The 17,756-nt window shown below is 51.2% G+C and carries 19 protein-coding genes; 8 read left to right on the top strand and 11 right to left on the bottom strand.

Features of this window, described 5'->3' with window-relative positions; all coding sequences use genetic code 11:
- Nucleotides 1–61: 61 nt before the first annotated feature.
- From tyrS to BMY09_RS07415, 8 genes are all read left to right on the top strand, one after another.
- On the top strand, nucleotides 62–1,342 hold the full coding sequence (gene tyrS / locus BMY09_RS07380; RefSeq protein WP_091356023.1) for a tyrosine--tRNA ligase: 1,281 nt from the start codon (nucleotides 62–64) through the stop codon (nucleotides 1,340–1,342).
- Nucleotides 1,343–1,853: 511 nt separating this feature from the next.
- Entirely contained in the window at nucleotides 1,854–2,342 is a 489-nt protein-coding gene (locus tag BMY09_RS07385) for a universal stress protein (RefSeq protein WP_091356026.1), read from the top strand.
- A 22-nt stretch (nucleotides 2,343–2,364) separates the two neighbouring features.
- Nucleotides 2,365–3,312, top strand: a complete 948-nt coding sequence (locus BMY09_RS07390) for a tripartite tricarboxylate transporter substrate binding protein (RefSeq protein ID WP_091356028.1) — start codon at nucleotides 2,365–2,367, stop codon at nucleotides 3,310–3,312.
- An 80-nt stretch (nucleotides 3,313–3,392) separates the two neighbouring features.
- Nucleotides 3,393–3,959: a hypothetical protein gene (locus BMY09_RS07395; protein ID WP_245756522.1), complete on the top strand. Its 567-nt coding sequence runs from the start codon at nucleotides 3,393–3,395 to the stop codon at nucleotides 3,957–3,959.
- Between the two features lie 20 nt (nucleotides 3,960–3,979).
- Nucleotides 3,980–5,455 (top strand): tripartite tricarboxylate transporter permease, encoded by a 1,476-nt coding sequence (locus tag BMY09_RS07400; RefSeq protein WP_091356030.1) that lies wholly within the window; start codon nucleotides 3,980–3,982, stop codon nucleotides 5,453–5,455.
- A gap of 154 nt (nucleotides 5,456–5,609) precedes the next feature.
- Complete coding sequence (locus tag BMY09_RS07405; protein ID WP_091356033.1) at nucleotides 5,610–6,320, top strand: response regulator transcription factor; 711 nt, start codon at nucleotides 5,610–5,612, stop codon at nucleotides 6,318–6,320.
- 182 nt (nucleotides 6,321–6,502) lie between these two features.
- A complete protein-coding gene (locus tag BMY09_RS07410) occupies nucleotides 6,503–7,843 on the top strand; it encodes an aspartate aminotransferase family protein (protein ID WP_091356036.1) in 1,341 nt (446 codons plus the stop codon).
- Between the two features lie 118 nt (nucleotides 7,844–7,961).
- The gene (locus BMY09_RS07415) at nucleotides 7,962–9,167 is read left to right on the top strand and encodes a multidrug effflux MFS transporter (protein WP_091356038.1); all 1,206 of its coding nucleotides are present in this window, start codon (nucleotides 7,962–7,964) and stop codon (nucleotides 9,165–9,167) included.
- Between the two features lie 21 nt (nucleotides 9,168–9,188).
- On the opposite strand, the gene BMY09_RS07420 is transcribed toward BMY09_RS07415, so the two are convergent.
- From BMY09_RS07420 to BMY09_RS07470, 11 genes are all read right to left on the bottom strand, one after another.
- Nucleotides 9,189–9,557, bottom strand: a complete 369-nt coding sequence (locus BMY09_RS07420) for a DUF2306 domain-containing protein (protein WP_091356041.1) — start codon at nucleotides 9,555–9,557, stop codon at nucleotides 9,189–9,191.
- A gap of 8 nt (nucleotides 9,558–9,565) precedes the next feature.
- On the bottom strand, nucleotides 9,566–10,117 hold the full coding sequence (locus BMY09_RS07425) for a DinB family protein (RefSeq protein ID WP_091356044.1): 552 nt from the start codon (nucleotides 10,115–10,117) through the stop codon (nucleotides 9,566–9,568).
- Nucleotides 10,118–10,176: 59 nt separating this feature from the next.
- Entirely contained in the window at nucleotides 10,177–10,485 is a 309-nt protein-coding gene (locus tag BMY09_RS07430; protein ID WP_091356045.1) for a DUF1272 domain-containing protein, read from the bottom strand.
- A gap of 36 nt (nucleotides 10,486–10,521) precedes the next feature.
- Nucleotides 10,522–10,905, bottom strand: coding sequence for an SMU1112c/YaeR family gloxylase I-like metalloprotein (gene gloA2 / locus BMY09_RS07435; protein WP_091356048.1), 384 nt, complete (start codon nucleotides 10,903–10,905; stop codon nucleotides 10,522–10,524).
- Nucleotides 10,906–10,933: 28 nt separating this feature from the next.
- Nucleotides 10,934–11,266 (bottom strand): YnfA family protein, encoded by a 333-nt coding sequence (locus BMY09_RS07440; protein ID WP_091356053.1) that lies wholly within the window; start codon nucleotides 11,264–11,266, stop codon nucleotides 10,934–10,936.
- Nucleotides 11,267–11,346: 80 nt separating this feature from the next.
- Nucleotides 11,347–11,814 (bottom strand): zinc ribbon domain-containing protein, encoded by a 468-nt coding sequence (locus BMY09_RS07445; RefSeq protein WP_091356055.1) that lies wholly within the window; start codon nucleotides 11,812–11,814, stop codon nucleotides 11,347–11,349.
- A gap of 103 nt (nucleotides 11,815–11,917) precedes the next feature.
- A complete protein-coding gene (locus BMY09_RS07450) occupies nucleotides 11,918–12,514 on the bottom strand; it encodes a M15 family metallopeptidase (protein WP_091356058.1) in 597 nt (198 codons plus the stop codon).
- A gap of 109 nt (nucleotides 12,515–12,623) precedes the next feature.
- Nucleotides 12,624–12,938, bottom strand: coding sequence for a hypothetical protein (locus tag BMY09_RS07455; protein ID WP_091356061.1), 315 nt, complete (start codon nucleotides 12,936–12,938; stop codon nucleotides 12,624–12,626).
- A gap of 138 nt (nucleotides 12,939–13,076) precedes the next feature.
- Nucleotides 13,077–14,624, bottom strand: coding sequence for an SLC13 family permease (locus tag BMY09_RS07460; protein ID WP_091356063.1), 1,548 nt, complete (start codon nucleotides 14,622–14,624; stop codon nucleotides 13,077–13,079).
- A 305-nt stretch (nucleotides 14,625–14,929) separates the two neighbouring features.
- Nucleotides 14,930–16,264: a ferredoxin reductase family protein gene (locus tag BMY09_RS07465; protein WP_091356066.1), complete on the bottom strand. Its 1,335-nt coding sequence runs from the start codon at nucleotides 16,262–16,264 to the stop codon at nucleotides 14,930–14,932.
- A 322-nt stretch (nucleotides 16,265–16,586) separates the two neighbouring features.
- Complete coding sequence (locus BMY09_RS07470; protein ID WP_091356069.1) at nucleotides 16,587–17,738, bottom strand: iron-containing alcohol dehydrogenase; 1,152 nt, start codon at nucleotides 17,736–17,738, stop codon at nucleotides 16,587–16,589.
- Nucleotides 17,739–17,756: the final 18 nt, after the last annotated feature.

The following is a 17,756-nucleotide window of genomic DNA, read 5'->3' on the forward strand; positions in this document are numbered from 1 at the left end:
AGCCAGTGGTTCTGCGGGGGCAGATTCCCCCGCTTTTTCCTATATCTATGACACAAAAACGATGACCGATATAAACCTTATTGACGACCTTAAAGGTCGTGGACTGATCGCCCAGCAAAGCGGCGATGCCGAAAAACTGACTGAACATCTGCAACAAACACGAACCCTGTATTGTGGGTTTGATCCAACCGCAGACAGCCTGCATATTGGTCACCTGGTACCGTTGTTAATGCTTAAACGTTTTCAACAGGCAGGACACCGGCCTATCGCACTGATTGGCGGGGCAACCGGAATGATTGGCGATCCCAGTTTTAAAGCCACAGAACGAAGTCTGAATACGGTTGAAACGGTTGATCAGTGGATTCAGAGCATCAGTAATCAGCTCGCCCGCTTTATCGACTTCGACTGCGGCGCTGAATCAGCCATGATCGCAAATAATCGTGACTGGATGGGCAGCATGGATATCATGAGTTTTCTGCGTGATATCGGCAAACATTTCTCGGTGAATGCCATGATCAACAAGGAATCGGTGCGTCAGCGTATTGAACGCCCGGATCAGGGGATCTCTTTTACCGAGTTTTCCTACAGTTTGCTGCAGTCTTACGATTTTGCCGAGCTTAACCGCAGCTATGAGTGCTCGCTGCAGATCGGCGGTAATGATCAGTGGGGTAACATCACTGCCGGTATTGACCTGACCCGGCGACTCAATGGTGCTCAGGTGTTCGGGATGACCCTGCCACTGATCACCAAAGCCGATGGTACCAAATTTGGTAAAACAGAATCCGGTGCTATCTGGCTGGCCCCGGAAAAAACCTCACCCTACAGTTTTTACCAATTCTGGATCAACACCGCAGATGCGGATGTCTATCGGTTCCTGCGGTATTACACCTTTTTACCCCTCACAGAGATTGAACAGATAGAGCAAACCGACCAGTTGAGTGAATCAAAACCGCAGGCTCAGCGCATTCTTGCAGAACAGATGACCCGTCTGGTGCACGGCGAGCGCTCACTTGAGCAGGCCCGGCGAATCTCTGAAGCACTGTTCAGCGGTTCAGTCGATACACTTACGCGGGAAGAGCTGCAACAGCTGGAACAAGATGGTCTGCCCACCTGCGAAGTCACTGAGGCGATGACCCTGACCGACCTGCTGGTCAGTTCAGGGCTGGCGACATCTCGCCGTCAGGCACGGGAGTTTGTCTCATCCGGCGCAGTTCAACTGAACGGTTCAGTGGTCAATGAGGCGGACCAGGCGATGACTGCCAGGCTGGCGCTACATGGCCGTTTTCTGCTGCTGCGCCGGGGGAAAAAACAGTTCTCAATGGGCTGTCTCAGGCAAAGCTAAAAAGCGTTCTGTTCACCACTGAAGCACTGCCCGGCTCAACCCTTTGGTCGATATCGATCGGAGAGTAATGCTGGCCTAATATCGGTGTCTGTTGTACTGGCTTAGCAGACGCTTGCCAATACTGGCGGATGCTCGCGGCTCCAGCCTTGTCAACAGTATTGGCAGCACCTCTTCTTTCTTGAAGATTTTTCAGAGCTTACCCCGGTAAGCTCTTTTTTTTTGCTTCTCATATCCAAACACTGAGATCAACCCTTTGGTCGATGGCCGTGCGGGTCAGAATACTGATTAAATAGATCTATCAACAGTTCGATGAATACAGGCGGGCAGAGAAACCTCCTGTTTACAGAGTTAATGCGGTAGTGCTTCGTCATGAAGCACATTTTACAAGCCTGCTCTGCAGGCTTTTTTTTAAACAGCACCTCAATAAACCGGTCAACCTTATGGTTGATACTCAGTCGCAGAGTTTTCCTCTGTAATGAGACAGAAGAGGAATTCAGCGGGAAGATTAATCATGCTACCTGAGATCAACACAATTCTGTACGCCAGTGATATCAGTGAGGGCAGCCGACCTGCGTTTCGCATGGCAGTCAAACAAGCGATCAATAACAACGCGCAGATAGTCTTTCTACACGCCATTGAGCCAATGGATGATTTTATCGATGATTTCTTGCCGGTAAACGCCTCGCTCAAGCATAAGAACCAACTTATCGAGAGTTTCAAAATACGCATCGGCATGCGTATTAAAGAGTTTCTTAAAAGCGAGCTCGAAGAGGATTTCGAACTCCCCTATCCGCCCACGATTCAGGTATCCCCCGGAAAACCTGACCAGGTTATTCTGAAAGCGGCCGCACGGCTGAATGCCAGCATGATCGTCATGGGTGATCGGGAAGTCTCTTCAGTCTCAAGAGTTTTTCTGGGCTCAACCGCTCAGAAAGTCATTCATCACAGTGAAATACCTGTATTGATTGTTCCATTAAAAAAACACACTAAACAAAACTAAGATTAACTCCCGAGGAATATCCATGAAGAAAATAATAAAGGTATGTGCTCTGGCTGCGCTTGCAACCGCTCCATTTATGGGGTCAGTTGCAGAGGCCTCCGACTATCCTAACCGTCCGGTAAAGTTCGTAGTGCCATGGCCTCCAGGTGATCTTGAAGACATCCTGACCCGCATCATTGCGGAAGATATGGCAAAAGAAACCGGCAAGCCAACCACCGTCGTTAACAAGCCAGGGGGGGCTGGTATTGTGGGGGCTTCTGACGTCGCCCGTGCCCGTGCAGATGGTCTCACCATCGGTTCTTTTGTCATTGATATTCTGACAACTCATCTGCTGTCAGGTAATGCCCCCTACGACAAAGATACCTTTGAGCCTGTCGGTATCTTCCTGGATTATCCATTTGTGCTGGCCACGAAGGCGGACTCTAAGTACAACAACATTGAGGAGCTGGCCGAATACTCCCAGACTCACGATGTATCTCTGGGCCACTTTGGCTATCAGGCACTGCCAACAGCGATCACCTTTAAAGTTGCGGCCCAGGAGGGTATAAAATTCTCCTCTAATGCGGCGTTTGATTCGAATGACTGCTCTACCCTTTCAAATGGCGATGCGGATGTCATTAACACCACGACGCAGCAGATTCTGGCGTGTCTGAAATCAGGCGACGTTAAATTACTGGCATCGCTGACCCGTAATCGACTGAGCATTGCGCCTGACGTCCCAACACTAAACGAACAAACCGGTATCAGCCAGACAACCTGGAACGGTCTGTTTGTTAAGAAAGGCACCCCTGAAGCGGTTAAACAGCGTATCGCGGAGATTGCTGAGAAAGCTCTTTCCAGCGATCGGGTTAAAGAGCTGAGTGCGACGACCGGTGCAGGTATCTACTGGATCGGCGGTAAATTCGCAGAAGAGGTTGTTACTAAAGACTACGAAGCGTCTAAGTCCTTGCTGGATTACATGAAAGAGTAATCCCACCAGTCACGGCAGCAGGCAGGTTTTCCTGCTGCCGTATTTCTCCCTGTTAACCCATAATAATAATGGTAAAACTCATGAGCAGTCAGGTTAAAAATACCACAGAGATTGACACAGATGAGCTGACTCCGGAAAAACACTACGGTATTTACTGGTGTATCCTTGCTCTGTCCCTGATATTGCTGGGTTTACTGCCTTTTCAGGCACCCTTGATTCATACAAGTCGCGGCTGGTTTTTACAGCCGATGTTCGGTTCATCTGTAGGGCTTTTGCTATTAGCGATATTCACCAGCGTCAGGGTGATCGAGTCATTAAAAAGCGGTTTTCTCAAGCGGTGGAATATTACTGAATCACTGTTTGACACCCTGAGCAGTTACCGTACAGCGCTGATCTCGGCGGCTCTGTTTTTTCTCTATATCAACACTCTGTCAGTGCTTGGCTTTGTACTCTCAACTCTTTTATTCACCACGACACTTTTGTGGATGTGCAGACTGCTGGACCGAACCTGGTTCCTCGCAACCCTGGGTACACTGACAGTCATGGTGTTGATTTTCCGTGTTGGCGTCAGTCTCTGGCTGCCGGATGTCTGGCTGTACAGCCTGCTACCGGATCTCTGGTCTGACTTTGCTAACCAATACCTTTAAGTTTAAGACGTAATTCTGCTATGGAAACCCTGCTATTAGGTTTGAATGAGGTTGGCACACTCAATGTGATGCTGGCTATTGTTATCGGCGCACTCATCGGCGTCACTATCGGTTCGATCCCCGGGCTTGAGCCTGCTGGTGTCATTGCAATCCTGTTGCCTCTTAGTTTTTCGATGGAACCACTGGCCGGCGTATCGCTGCTGCTGGGGGTATACGGAGGCGCCTGGTACGGCGGTGCAATCCCCGCCATCCTGATGAATACGCCGGGCACCCCGGTCGCGGTGTTAACCACCTATGACGGTTATCCGATGACGTTAAAGGGCGAGGGAAAGAAAGCCCTGTCTATCGCTTACACGTCATCCTTTGTCGGTGGCATTATCAGTGTTTTATCACTGGTATTGCTGGCCCCGGTTCTGTCTCAGGTTGCCCGCCTGTTCGGCTCTGCCGAATTCGCCATGCTCTCGGCGCTGGGGATGATCTTTGTTGTGCTGGCGCACCGCCGGCATGTTATCGAAGCCGCCATGATGCTGGGACTGGGTATCTTTCTCGGCACCATTGGTCTCGACCGCTCATTCAGCACTCAGGTATACACCTTCCATCAGGAATGGCTGCTCAACGGTATTCCACTGGTACCAGCGGTTATCGGCTTGTTTGCCATGTCTCAGGCATTTGTCCTGCTCTCTGCCCGTGGCAACGATTCCAGTGTCACCAAACTTGAGGGAGAGGGTCTGTTCGGCGGTTTTTTTGTGCTTATGAAACACAAAATCACCGTATTTCGCTCTGCTGCTTTAGGGGTTGTCATGGGGCTGCTGCCCGGTGTCGGCGAGTTTGGTTCGCAGTTTTTCTCCTATACCCTGGCGCAAAAGTTTTCCAAAACTCCTGAACTGTTTGGTAATGGTGCTCCGGAAGGTATTATCGCATCAGAAACATCCAACAATGCGGTAACGGCATCTGTGATGATTCCTCTGCTGGCATTTGGTATCCCAGCAGATGCGCTGATGGCGATGCTTCTGGCTGTATTCATGGTACATAACTATGTGCCTGGCCCGACCCTGTTCGCCGAGCGTCCGGAGTTTATCTCGGGCCTCTATATCTCATTGTTCCTGATGAATATCGTGGTATTTATCTACCTGACATTCGCAACTAAATGGATCGTTAACCTCACCCGTATCCGGGGACGTTTTATCGGCGCTTTTATACTGGTGCTGGGGTTTGTCGGCAGCTACAGCCAGAATTATCAGTTCTCTGATGCGTTGATAGCGCTGGGCTTTGCCGTGTTTGGCTATATTCTGCGTAAAAATGACATCCCAGCCGTGCCGATCATTCTCGGTCTGGTTCTGGGTCCCGTATTCCTGACACGCTTCCGTCAGGCAATGGGCGTGGCCGATGGCGATCTGAGTATTTTTGTCAGTCGCCCTATCAGCCTGACTCTGTTCTCAATGATTATCCTGTCCATTACGGTCTATCTGTGGAGCACCCTGAAAGCAAAGCGTTAGATTATTGAGTGGAAAACCACTTATTGATCAAATACTAAACGAATAAATACAATCGCAAATCGCAGACCGCCAAAAACAACTTAATATATTAAGTTGTTTTTGGCGGTCAGTTGACGTATTCTGAATCTCTTGATTTAAATCAGGAGATCCGGTAATGAAAACAAACAACAATATTTACCCTGCTGGTCTGTACAGTTTTCAGGATGAATGTCTGTCGCTCCTGACCGGGGTTCTTAATGTATCCAAGGCTGTCACCTATCTGGTCGACAATCAGCGAAAACCTATCTGCTATAAAACATGGCAGCTGCAGCCGGCAATGCACCGGCAGTATATGGATACCTTCTATAAGATGGATCCCCTGCACCCGACTCAGTTTGTTGAGCAAACTGACGCTACGGTGGTCAAAATGAACGATCTGGTGAACAGCCAGGAGCGCTATCATCACCCCTACTATCGGGACTTTATCTCCCCCTGGGGCGTACAGGATATTGTTGAGCTGTTTTTACGGGTTGATAACAAACTGATTGCAGGATTTGCCCTGTTCACCTCAAAACAACAACCTGAGATGCGCAGTGAAGATCTTCGTAAAGCCCAGCAACTGCATCAGTTTATGCAGTTTTCACTGGAACAGAGTCTGGATGCACCAAAACATAGCCAGTTTGAAAGCTTTTGTGAGCAGTACCAGCTCACCCCTAAAGAGCGCATGGTTGTCGAGCTGGTCAGTCAGGGCCTGCCTAACAAAACCATCGCCGCCAGTCTTGATTGCAGTCTGGCAACGGTAAAAACCCATCTGCAGCATATCTTTTGCAAAACCGGGGTTAACAGTAAAACTGAAATAACCTCTCAACTGTATAACCAGCACTGATCAGAACTTTCAGTCTCAGGGATGAGCTGACCGGCGACAAATTACTCCTTTATCAACCTTCTGGTTGATACCCTGTTCAACTGATCCATTCATACTTAACTCAACCCCGTAGCATTGCTGGAATTGTCAGCACTCACCTGTATCGCTACGGAATTAATAAAAGAAGCATCCGGAGTTATGTTATGAGTGAAAAATCAAAAACGTTATGGAACCCGATGGTACATCCGGGCGTTCCAGGTTCGCACAGCACTCTTGAAATTGTTAAAGGTGACGGCAACTACGTTCAGAATCGCGAAGGTCAGTGGCTGGTTGACGGTGTCGGCGGCCTGTGGAACGTTAACGTCGGACATAACCGGACTGAAGTTAAAGACGCGATTAAAGCTCAGCTGGATGAACTGGAGTATTTCCAGATCTTTGATGGTGTCACCCATCCCCGTGTCAAAGAACTGTCTGATCTGATCATTGAGATGACTAAGCCTGAAGGTATGGCGCGGGTCATGTACAGCTCCGGTGGCTCTGATGCGGTCGAAACCGCACTAAAGGTTTCCCGGCAGTACTGGAAAGCCGTCGGCCAGGCACAACGCTATAAATTCATCTCGCTGAAACAAGGCTACCACGGCGTTCACTTCGGCGGAGCCTCCGTCAATGGTAACACCGTATTCCGTACCAACTATGAGCCTGTCCTGCCTGGTTGTGTTCATATTGATGCGCCATGGCTGTACCGTAACCCGTGGAACTGTGAAGACCCTGAAGAGTTGGGTCAGCTGTGTGCTAAGCAACTGGAAGCTGAGATTATCTTCCAGGGGCCTGAAACCGTTGCCGCCTTTATTGCTGAACCTGTCCAGGGTGCTGGTGGCGTTATCGTTCCCCCGGCGAACTACTGGCCGCTGATTCGTGAAGTCTGCGATAAATACGGCGTTCTGCTGATTGCCGATGAAGTTGTGACCGGTTTCGGTCGTTCCGGCAGCATGTTTGGTGTGCGTGGATGGGGTGTTGCCGCCGATATCCAGTGTTTTGCTAAAGGTATTAACTCCGGATATATCCCTCTTGGTGCCACCGTTATCAACGAACGGGTTGCTAAAGGTATCGAGAGCTGTGAAAACTTCAGTGGTGCAGTGATGCACGGTTACACCTACTCCGGTCACCCGGTCGCTTGCGCCGCTGCGCTGGCCTCTCTGAAGATTGTTCAGGATGAAGATCTGCCAGGCAATGCCGCTGTTCAGGGTGAAGACCTGAAAGCCAAGCTGAAAAATGCACTCAGCGACTTCCCATCCGTAGGCGAAGTACGCGGTAAAGGTCTGATGGTAGCTATCGACCTGGTCAGCGACAAAAAAACCCGTACCCCGATCGATCCAATGGGTGGCTTTGCCAATCAGATCGCCGCTGTCGCCCTGCGTGAAGGCGTTATTGCCCGTCCGGTTGGCACCAAAATCATCATCTCTCCACCGCTGACAATTGGTACAGAGGAGGTTGATAAGATGGTTGCTGCACTGTTGCAAGGCTTCACTGAGGTCGACCGTTAAGCATCATCTGCAATGGCATTCCGTCATTAGAACACCCTTCGGGACCGCCAGTTAATCTGGCGGTCTCATCACCCTTCCTGTATTCTGTTAACTTATTAAGTATTTTCAGTTACAGAATATGCCGACATCCAGTAATACCCAAACTGTCCAGATAAAAACCCCTGTCGCACTGTTAGCCGGTATGGCCATTGCCAGTCCGGTGGCGCTTAATCTCTACGCACCTGTTATGCCAGTGCTGGCTGAACAGTTCAACACTACCCCCTTTATCATTCAGCTCGGTTATACCTTCTACCTGCTCACACTGGCGATCGGACAACTGATCAGTGGTCCTCTGGCAGATCGCTATGGCCGCCGACCGGTATTTTTCTGGGGTTTCCTGCTGCATATTATTGGCGGACTGATCGGTATTTTTGCATTCGAAGCCTGGCATCTGTTGCTGGCCCGTATACTGCAGGCCGCCGGGGGTTGTACCGGCATGCTGCTGGCCCGCAGTATTATTCTGGACCAGCATGGTAAAGACAAAGCCGCCGGCATGCTGGGCTATATCACCATGGGTATAGCGACCGCTCAGGCAGTGGCACCCACAATGGGTGGCTATCTTAACCTGGCGGTCGGCTGGCAATCGGTTTTCTGGGTGTCTATGGTTCTGGGCAGCATTGTCTGGCTGGGGGCGCTGTTGCGCTTACCCGAAACCGCCGGGCATCAAAAAGGCAGTGGCACTCTGCTGAGTAGCTTTAGTCGCTATAAGACCGTTCTCTCCTCCCGTAGTTATATCTACTGCGCACTGTCTGCCACCATGGCCGCTTGCGGTTTTTTTGTCTTTATGAACAGTTCACCCTTTATCGTCGATGCCATATTGATGGGAAACTCAGCCGATTACGGTAACTGGTTTCTGATGGTTGCCGGTGGATTCTGGTTGGGAAGCCTGGTGGCGGGAAAAATTTCTGCCACCATCGGCACCCGAAAAATGATGCTCTATGGCTGTGCACTATCGGCCGGTGGTGCGGTGCTGATGCTAGCGCTGTTTAACCTGTTCCCCCTCAGCTTTGCTGCGCTGTTTCTGCCGATGGCACTGTTTACTTTCGGCCGCGGGCTGATTCAACCCAATGCCCAGGCGGCAGCGGTGTCATCAACCACAGGCGCAGTCGCTACGGCAACGGGGATGCTGGGTTTTATGCAACTGACCATCGGTTCACTGGTGGCGCAGATAACCCCCCTCCTGATCGCTATCAGTATCTATATGCTGCCAACGGTGCTGCTGTTTCTGGCTCTGATGGCATCGTTTTTTGCGATCAAAGGCAGCCAGGGTGAGCAGCACCACTAGTCCGCTAAAGCGCAGAGAGATTTAACCGAAAAACAGCTCATGCAGTAAACGCCCCGGCATTAAGACGGCCCCCATTGCCGCGCCAACCGTGCCCAGATAAGCCCCGACGGCAAAGGACCGGTGGTAGCGGATATTGCCTCGCCGGGCAGCCCTTACGGACACAACCACACAGATCAGTACCCAGAGCGAAAGCAGATGAATCGGCCCATAGCCATAAAACCAGTCGATAAATCCGCTGATCCAGAATGAGGACAAGGATGTGATAATCATCGCGGCCATCCACGACCACCCCAGCCCCTTATGCAGCGTCGTTCCCTTGCTCCGGAACAACTGAACCAGACCAACAAGCAACGCCCACAATGCCGCAGTAAGATGAATATAGGTGTACATCTTCTCGCCTATGCAGAGTCTTTAAGCAGATCGGGTATATCAATCAAAAAATCGGTGACTCCCACATCGAGAGCGTGCTGATTCAGCAGGGTAGAAACCTGTCCCCGGTGATGGGTCTGGTGATTAAACAGGTTACTGACTAATTCGCCGAAATCCCGTTCACTGACCGCCCCTTTTGAGTTGGCATAGACCAGAGTGCGATTAAAGTCACTGTCCAGAGTTTCCTCAGATAACCACTGTTTGATCGCGCTATCAACTCTGGTGCGGGCGTTTTTCAATGATGAAAGATCGGCAAAGAGAGTATCATTCAGTTGTTCTGGCTGTGGCAAATCAGTCAAACTGATCAGCGCATGATAACGGTCTGAATGGCGCGAAAATCGAGACAGCCACAGCAGATCCCCCACCAGAATATGGTTGAGAGTCCCCAGCACTGAGCCAAAAAATGCACCACAGTCTGCCGTTAAACTACTCGCATCCAGCCTGGCGCAGGCATCATATACCTGACCATTCATACGCATGTTGTAATCCGCCATCAGCATGAAATGCTGTCTGATGTTCATTAACATTTTCCTTTGGTTCTGGGCCGTCCTGCTGAGCAATAGGTCCCTAAACAGGTAAATTAACGATTCTCCGGTTTAATCGATTTTACTGAATCAGTAAATGCTCTGATCTCTGCCGGGCTGTAGGGTGTATGCACCCGATCCGTCGATGCCGGATGATGCTGTAAGCTAACCCCCGGACGGTGCTCCGAAGCAGGACGGATCGGTCTGGGGGTGAATCCTCCGCCGCAGTTAGGGCAGACATTATTTAGCCTGTTTGCCACACAATCACGGCAGAAAGTGCATTCATAGCTGCAGATGCAGGCCTCAGTGGAGTCAGCTGGCAGATCTTTATCACAGCATTCACAGTTGGGTCGAATCGTTAGCATCTGTACCTCCCCGGTAACGATTACATCGATAACAAGTTAAGATTGATACAGTTCCAGAGGTAAATTATCCGGATCACTGAAAAATGTATACTGTTTGCCGGTATATTCATCGGTGCGGACAGGCTCTGTAGTAATACCGTGCTGCTTTAAATGCGCCACAGCCGCGTCAATGGAACCCACTAAAAATGCCAGATGACGAAGCCCCAGAGCTTCCGGATAGCTGGGTCTGGCGGGACGGTCAGGGAAAGAGAACAGTTCAATCTGACGACCATCGGGCAGCCTGAGATCGAGCTTGTATGAATCTTTATCCGCCCGGTAATTTTCAGCGATTACCTCTAACCCCAGTATCGACACATAGAAATGTTTCGACTGTGGGTAGTCTGAACAGATGATCGCAACATGGTGTACGCCAGCTAACATATGATCTCCTGGTATCCCTGATAAGCAATTAAAGCGATTTTGGTGCAAACATAATAATCGCCATACCGGTCAGTGCCACCATCCCCCCAAGCAGATCCCAGGAGGTCGGTTTGATACCATCCACCAGCCATAACCAGAGCAACGCGACAACGATATAGACACCGCCATAGGCCGCATAAACCCGCCCGGCGGCGGTAGGATGCAGGGATAACAGCCAGGCAAACAGCATCAGGCTAAGCGCTGCAGGAAGCAACAGCCAGATACTCTTATCCTGTTTAAGCCAGAGGTATGGCAGATAGCAGCCAACAATCTCAGCAACGGCTGTGACCATAAAAAGGGCGATGGTTTTAATTTCAAACATAAAAAGAGAACGTCCATTGGCTGGATAATATAACCGGGAATCGGTCAGTAAATCTGCGTCAGTACCCCAGCCGGAAATATTCAGCTAGCGTATACCGCCTGAAAAGCAGCGTAAGCGCTCAGCATTATAATAATCACTACCGCAGCGATCACCGGCTGGTCCGGCCCCATCTCATCGCTGAGGCCATCACGTTTCGCTTTCGCCAGATCATCCGGATGATAAACACCTTTACGGCAGAAGAGAATGGTGACAAAGAACATTCCGGTCACCGCCATGAACACATGCAGCGTATAGGTAAACGCTTTCAGCGATTCAGGACTATCAATCTGGGTGGCACTCATTCCCAGAATCGATGCACAGCACATCATCGCGATAGCAAACAGATTGATCGGTGTTCTGGAACGGGTCACGGCAGACCAGGCACCACTCGCCCCCGTCTGTTTTGCTGGTTCCTCAATGGCAGAACCTGAGGGATACCCACAACTGATACAATGCTCCGCTTTATCAGATATCGCGTGGCCGCACTCTTCACATTTAATCATTGCCATCTTTGGGTTCCACCCGTCGTCATTATTTTCAGAGATTGCGGTATATCAACTACCAGCCGACTGGAGGCTACCCCTCTTCAGTGGCAGGATAACAGGTAATTCATTATAACGGTGCTGTCGCCTGAAAATGCATCGCATCGCGCCCCCAGAACGCCCCGGCAGACAACCAACCCTCCTGAGCAAAACACTCCATAACCTCAATCGGCATTGATGCGTTCACTGGCCATGAGGTTTTATTACCATTTTTGCCAGCATTAATATCGATGGCGTTCATCCAGGCGTGCATCGACCATGAGTTCAGACTGTTGCGCTTTAAGCGGGGATTATAAAGCCCATTGTAGATAAGAATGCCTGCCCTTTCGCGGGATGCTTTATCAGGATAGACCTCTGCTAACCGCTCAAAAACCCGCAGCAAACTTGCGGCGCATCTGGCATGCACCCACAGGGATTTCACCGGCTTATCACCATAATAGAGCGTAAAGGGCAGCCTAATTTTCTCACTGGGAGGGCTGTAATCTTTATCGCCATGGGGGCCATAAAACTCGGTAAACTCCGGCGAGCCTTCAACCGGAAACGGGTGGGGAGAGGGCATCATACTCTTCAGGTGCTGCTGACAAGCAGCGATACTCATCGGCCCCCAGAAGCCATCCCCCAGAGTACCCACTCGTTCCTGTAAACGGACTATTTCAGATCGTCGCATGGTAAAGACTCCTCCTTTTCAAGTGATAGAATCTGACTTCAGCGTTATAAACCGGAGGGGCTCCTTATGGCAGATATCAACCCGCCAGGGAGTGAAAGGTCATTGCAGCCTACTTCTCGTTTTCATGTTTACCCGACAGCTGCCCCAACACATATCCGGCAATCCCACTCAGAATTGCACCGGTAATATTACCTTCAAGTCTGCCCGCCAGGCTCAACACCACGGTGGCAGCGATAACACCCATGACCGTCACGGTTTTAAAAAATGACGGACTCTTGAGAATATCCATCACATTCGACTGAGATTTAGCCACCGAGTGCCAGAACAGCCCCCACATCGCCACTAATCCCACCGTTGCCAGAATGGAAAGACCAACGATATATTCAGGTTTTAACTGAACTGCACCTGCTGAGATCTCGTCCATTATTTTTCCCTTCAACCGACTCAACTTTATTGAGTGTAGATGGGATTTAAACATTTGTTCAAAAAATCTATTGCGCAGACGATGAGTACAGCGAGAGGAGAAACACCGGCCTGCGGGGAATACAGGCCGGGACAGAGATCAGATATTGACGCCGAAAACCAGATTGGCCAGCAGAATGAAGAGCCCGAAAGCGACGGCGATAGCGACCAGATTCAGCAGAAAACCGGCACGTACCATATCCCGCAACTCCATCAGCTCATAGGAGAACACTATCGCATTGGGCGGCGTGGCAACCGGCATCATAAACGCCATCGAAGCCCCCAGCGCCACCGGTACGCAGAGCAATACCGGGTCTAACCCCAGACCGACAGCCACCGCCGCCAGTATCGGCAGGAAAGTCGCCGTTGAGGCAGTGTTTGAAGTGATCTCGGTAAGATAGACGATAGCCACGGTCACCAGCAGTATCAGCACCAGAGTACTGACATCAACACCAGCAACAGCGTTACCGATCCACTCCGCCAGACCAGTCCCTTTAAAGCCCCCTGCCAGCGCCAGACCACCGCCGAACAGCAACAGTACCCCCCAGGGGACGTTGCGCGCGGCTTCCCAGTCAAGTGCAAACTCCCCTTTCGTACGGGAGATCGGCACGGCAAACAAGATCAGCGCAGCCAGCAGTGCAATCATGGTGTCATCCAGCGGCAAGCCGGTCAGATCAACAATAAATTTACGGAAAATCCAGCCTATAGCAGCGCTCAGGAACACAACTGCAACCAGTTTTTCACCCCGGGACATGATTCCCAGCGCAGCCAGTTCCCGCTGCACGACAACACTCGGATCATCAATCGCAATCTGATGAGAGGGGAACAACAGTCGCGTCAGCAGCAACCAGGTGATCGGCAACATAATGACAACGACGGGCACACCGAGCAGCATCCAGTTGAAAAAACTGATCTCGATGTTGTAGTTGCTTTGCAGAAAGCTCGCCAGCAGTGCATTCGGCGGTGTACCGATCAATGTACCCACGCCACCAATCGAAGCGCTATAAGCGATCGCCAGCATCAGGGCAACACCGAAATTTCGCACCACAGCCTTATCCTCTGTCTGCTTGGCAACAAAGTCGATCACCGACAGTCCCACTGCGAACATCATGATTGTGGTGGCAGTGTTAGAGATCCACATCGACAGAAAGGCTGTTGCCAGCATAAAGCCAAGAATGATTCTGGCAGGGGATGTCCCCACCCGGCTGACAATTTGCAATGCGATACGCCGGTGTAACCCCACATGCTGCATCGCTGCCGCCAGCAGAAACCCACCGAGAAACAGGAAGATCAGAGGATGGCCATAATTAGCCGCTACCGGTTTAATCTTATCGATCTCAAGCAACGGCATCAGCACGATAGGCAACAGAGCCGTGGCAGGAATAGGCACCGCCTCACTCAACCACCAGATCACCATCCAGGAAGCCATTGCTACCAGACGCCAGGCCTCCGGGGGCATACCGGCAGGGGCTGAGATCATCAGAATTATCCCCGCCACAACCGGCCCGCCCAGCAGGCCAGCCAATCGCAGGCCGGTTACCGGCGACCCTTCGGGTTCTGCGCGATCCTTATAATCAGGATCGCGGCGATCACCGGGGGATAGAAAATCTTCATCATGAGCATGGACGCTCTTGTCATCGTTTGTCATCGGGTTGTATCTCGCTGAGTGGCAGACGTATTTAACAGGTTTTTACACTGTCTGTAAGCTTAGGCCGGGTTAATGAAAAGAACAGATGCGTTCAGTAGTTCCCGGTAAAAATAATCATTCAGGACAAAATGAGATTAATGGGCCTGAGGAGACTTCAGGCGGTTGCAGGATAATCAAGAGTCTGTCGGGAGTAAACCTTAAAGCGTAAGATAATAACGTTTATCCGCCACTTCGCTGACCCTGCTCAACCGGCAGCAGCGGCAAACGCAGCCCCCGCCCGCTGGTCAGGGGGAAAAGCAGCCGGGTCAGCGCATCTGAAACAGCTCCTGATGAAAGTGTCTGGCGGCCATTCCCTTCGCGATAAACGCTTTACGCAGTGACTGACCAAACGCCGCAGGGCCACAGAACCAGACACTTGCAGCGTTCCATTGAGGTATTGTGCTACAAATTCGGTTACAGTCCAGACGCCCCTCTTTGCCACTGACCAGCAAGTGCAGAGTCACTCCGGCTGCTGCCGCATCCGCAGTCAGTTTGTCGACTGCACGCTGATCAAAATCTGCGGTCGGATGAAACAGATCAATCGGTTTATCTCCGGGTATCTTCGCCAACTCTTTCATCCGGGCGATAAAGGGGGTAATACCGATGCCTGCACCAATCCAGATCTGACGTGGTTGATCCTCTTTAAAATCAAAGCAGCCATAAGGCCCCTCAACAGTGACCGGCATACCGGTTTTCAGCTGATCCCTTAAACGACCGGTATGGTCTCCCAGTGCTTTGGTAATAAAAACGATGCGTCGGTCAGCAGGGTTCCAGGCCGAAGCAATGGTGTAGGGATGTGCTCCCTCCTGGGGATTTGAGGTTACAAAAGCGAACTGTCCGGCAGCATGCCCCTGCCAGCCTTCGTCAAGCACGACCTCACTCTCAAGCACTCGCAGGCCATCATAGTGGCTGAGATGATCAATCCGTCCCGTCACTTTTCGCCCTTTACCAATGCGTCCGGTCAATGCCAGAACTGCGGCGACTGAACCACCGGCCAGCATTGCCGCCATCAGTATACCCACCGGCTGCAACCAGTATTCAGACTTAAGCAGCACAACAGAGTGGTATGCCAGAACCAGATAGGCAATAGAGATCAGTTGATGGGTTTTTACGAACAGGTGATAGGGAAAACGTTTAATCAGTGCCAGAACCATCAGCACCGCTGCCGCATAAAACGCCCACTCCCCCACCGATTCAGCAAAGCCCCGCTGGCTACGCAACAGTCCCTCAATAAGTCCAAGGGTTTCCTCAGGTCGGTGACCCCGGACAGGCTTATCCAGCCAGCCCCAGCCAACCATCCACTTACTCCCCTGTGCCATCCACCAGTGAACCACAGACGCCACCAGTGCCGTAATACCTAACCATTTGTGCAGGCGGTAACTCTTGTCCAGACCGTCCAGATAACGTTCCAGCCATTTAAGGCGAAGCGCCAGCAACATCGCCATACTCATCACCCCGATTGCGATGACACCCGTGTACTGTACGAATACAGCGCGAAAAGCAAAGTAACTGAACGGCTCCGGAATCAGTGTATCAGCAATCAGCCACACGCCTGTCAGTAATACCAATAACAGGGCAAAGAGGGTCTTAATCGGTTTCATTATGGGTATCCTTTTGGGGTGTAATCAAAAATTCCATCTTTTGTCATTTGGCAGATGCACAGCGGCCTCTTCACCCGGAATCTTCCGGTGAGCAGGACAGTATATTATCGGGAAGTCATTAAAAATGGGTTATTTTAATCATCCACAACAACTCTGCTCACAGTCTATTCTATCGGCTATGACTATGTAGGATGAAGACCCGTTAATGTAATGTTGTGTAAAGATTTGCGAAGTAAAACACCGGAGCTTTACGCTCCGGCGTTTATGCTGCTGACGGATGACTTGCGGGTCAGCGACTAAAAACGATTAAAGCCCCGAATACCTATAGTGCAGCACGATAGATCGCGGCAACTTCTGCATCCTTCAGGGTGCGGGGGTTAGTCAGGCGGCAGACATCTTTCTGCGCATTTGCCACCATGGTTTCAATATCCTCCTCTTTAACTCCGAGCTCAGACAGCGTAAGCGGAATGCCCACATCATGGCCCAGTGTTTCAATCGCATCGATCGCCAGCAAGGCAGCATCACGTTCAGACAAACCTTCAGTGACTTCACCCAGAGCATCGGCAATATCGGCAAACCGCTCAGTCGCGGCGATCATATTGACCCGGCAGACATGGGGCAACAGCAAAGCGTTACACACACCGTGCGGCAGGTTGTAGAAACCTCCCAACTGATGCGCCATCGCATGCACATACCCCAGGCTGGCATTGTTAAACGCCATCCCCGCCAGATATTCGGCATAGGCCATCTTATCCCGGGCAACCATATCATCGCCCCGGGAAACCGCTTTACGCAGGTATTGTCCGATCAGACGGATCGCCTGCAGGGCACAGGCATCAGTAATCGGTGTAGCCGCTGTGGAAACATAAGCTTCAACGGCATGGGTCAGGGCATCCATTCCGGTTGCCGCGGTCAGCGCTGGCGGCATATCAACCATCAGCTCAGGATCATTGATGGCGACATCCGGAGTAACCCGCCAGTCAACAATCGCCATTTTAACGTGATTGGAGGTATTGGTGATGATGGTAAAGCGGGTCATCTCGCTGGCGGTTCCCGCAGTGGTGTTCACCGCAATATAGGGCGGCAGCGGAGCCTTTGCCTGATCCACCCCTTCATAGTCATGGATTGAACCGCCACTGGATGCAACCAGGCCGATCCCTTTGCAACAGTCGTGCGCACTGCCGCCGCCCAGAGAGATCAGCATATCGCAACCCTGCTCAAGATAAACGGCAAGGCCCTCAGCAACGTTATCATCGGTCGGGTTTGGCACGGTATCGTCATAAACGACACTCGGGATCCCCTCGCTGCCCAGCAGTTCCGTCAGGCGGGCAGTATACCCCAGAGAGGTCATCCCCTTATCTGCCACCACCAGCGGCTTGCTACCACCGAGCATCTTTACACGCTCCGGCAGAGTGTTAAAACATCCAGCCCCCATCAGCGATACATTAGGTACAAAAAACGCTTGTGTTGTCATAATCTTAGCCTCGATAAA

Origin of the sequence: Amphritea atlantica (assembly GCF_900111095.1) — a bacterium.
In the GTDB taxonomy this organism is placed as follows: Bacteria; Pseudomonadota; Gammaproteobacteria; order Pseudomonadales; family Balneatricaceae; genus Amphritea; species Amphritea atlantica.

Excerpts from the sequence above, each read along its gene's own strand:
- tyrS (WP_091356023.1), top strand. The coding sequence starts at position 62 with ATGACCGATATAAACCTTATTGACGACCTTAAAGGTCGTGGACTGATC.
- BMY09_RS07385 (WP_091356026.1), top strand. The coding sequence starts at position 1,854 with ATGCTACCTGAGATCAACACAATTCTGTACGCCAGTGATATCAGTGAG.
- BMY09_RS07390 (WP_091356028.1), top strand. The coding sequence starts at position 2,365 with ATGAAGAAAATAATAAAGGTATGTGCTCTGGCTGCGCTTGCAACCGCT.
- BMY09_RS07395 (WP_245756522.1), top strand. The coding sequence starts at position 3,393 with ATGAGCAGTCAGGTTAAAAATACCACAGAGATTGACACAGATGAGCTG.
- BMY09_RS07400 (WP_091356030.1), top strand. The coding sequence starts at position 3,980 with ATGGAAACCCTGCTATTAGGTTTGAATGAGGTTGGCACACTCAATGTG.
- BMY09_RS07405 (WP_091356033.1), top strand. The coding sequence starts at position 5,610 with ATGAAAACAAACAACAATATTTACCCTGCTGGTCTGTACAGTTTTCAG.
- BMY09_RS07410 (WP_091356036.1), top strand. The coding sequence starts at position 6,503 with ATGAGTGAAAAATCAAAAACGTTATGGAACCCGATGGTACATCCGGGC.
- BMY09_RS07415 (WP_091356038.1), top strand. The coding sequence starts at position 7,962 with ATGCCGACATCCAGTAATACCCAAACTGTCCAGATAAAAACCCCTGTC.
- BMY09_RS07420 (WP_091356041.1), bottom strand. The coding sequence starts at position 9,557 with ATGTACACCTATATTCATCTTACTGCGGCATTGTGGGCGTTGCTTGTT.
- BMY09_RS07425 (WP_091356044.1), bottom strand. The coding sequence starts at position 10,117 with ATGAACATCAGACAGCATTTCATGCTGATGGCGGATTACAACATGCGT.
- BMY09_RS07430 (WP_091356045.1), bottom strand. The coding sequence starts at position 10,485 with ATGCTAACGATTCGACCCAACTGTGAATGCTGTGATAAAGATCTGCCA.
- gloA2 (WP_091356048.1), bottom strand. The coding sequence starts at position 10,905 with ATGTTAGCTGGCGTACACCATGTTGCGATCATCTGTTCAGACTACCCA.
- BMY09_RS07440 (WP_091356053.1), bottom strand. The coding sequence starts at position 11,266 with ATGTTTGAAATTAAAACCATCGCCCTTTTTATGGTCACAGCCGTTGCT.
- BMY09_RS07445 (WP_091356055.1), bottom strand. The coding sequence starts at position 11,814 with ATGGCAATGATTAAATGTGAAGAGTGCGGCCACGCGATATCTGATAAA.
- BMY09_RS07450 (WP_091356058.1), bottom strand. The coding sequence starts at position 12,514 with ATGCGACGATCTGAAATAGTCCGTTTACAGGAACGAGTGGGTACTCTG.
- BMY09_RS07455 (WP_091356061.1), bottom strand. The coding sequence starts at position 12,938 with ATGGACGAGATCTCAGCAGGTGCAGTTCAGTTAAAACCTGAATATATC.
- BMY09_RS07460 (WP_091356063.1), bottom strand. The coding sequence starts at position 14,624 with ATGACAAACGATGACAAGAGCGTCCATGCTCATGATGAAGATTTTCTA.
- BMY09_RS07465 (WP_091356066.1), bottom strand. The coding sequence starts at position 16,264 with ATGAAACCGATTAAGACCCTCTTTGCCCTGTTATTGGTATTACTGACA.
- BMY09_RS07470 (WP_091356069.1), bottom strand. The coding sequence starts at position 17,738 with ATGACAACACAAGCGTTTTTTGTACCTAATGTATCGCTGATGGGGGCT.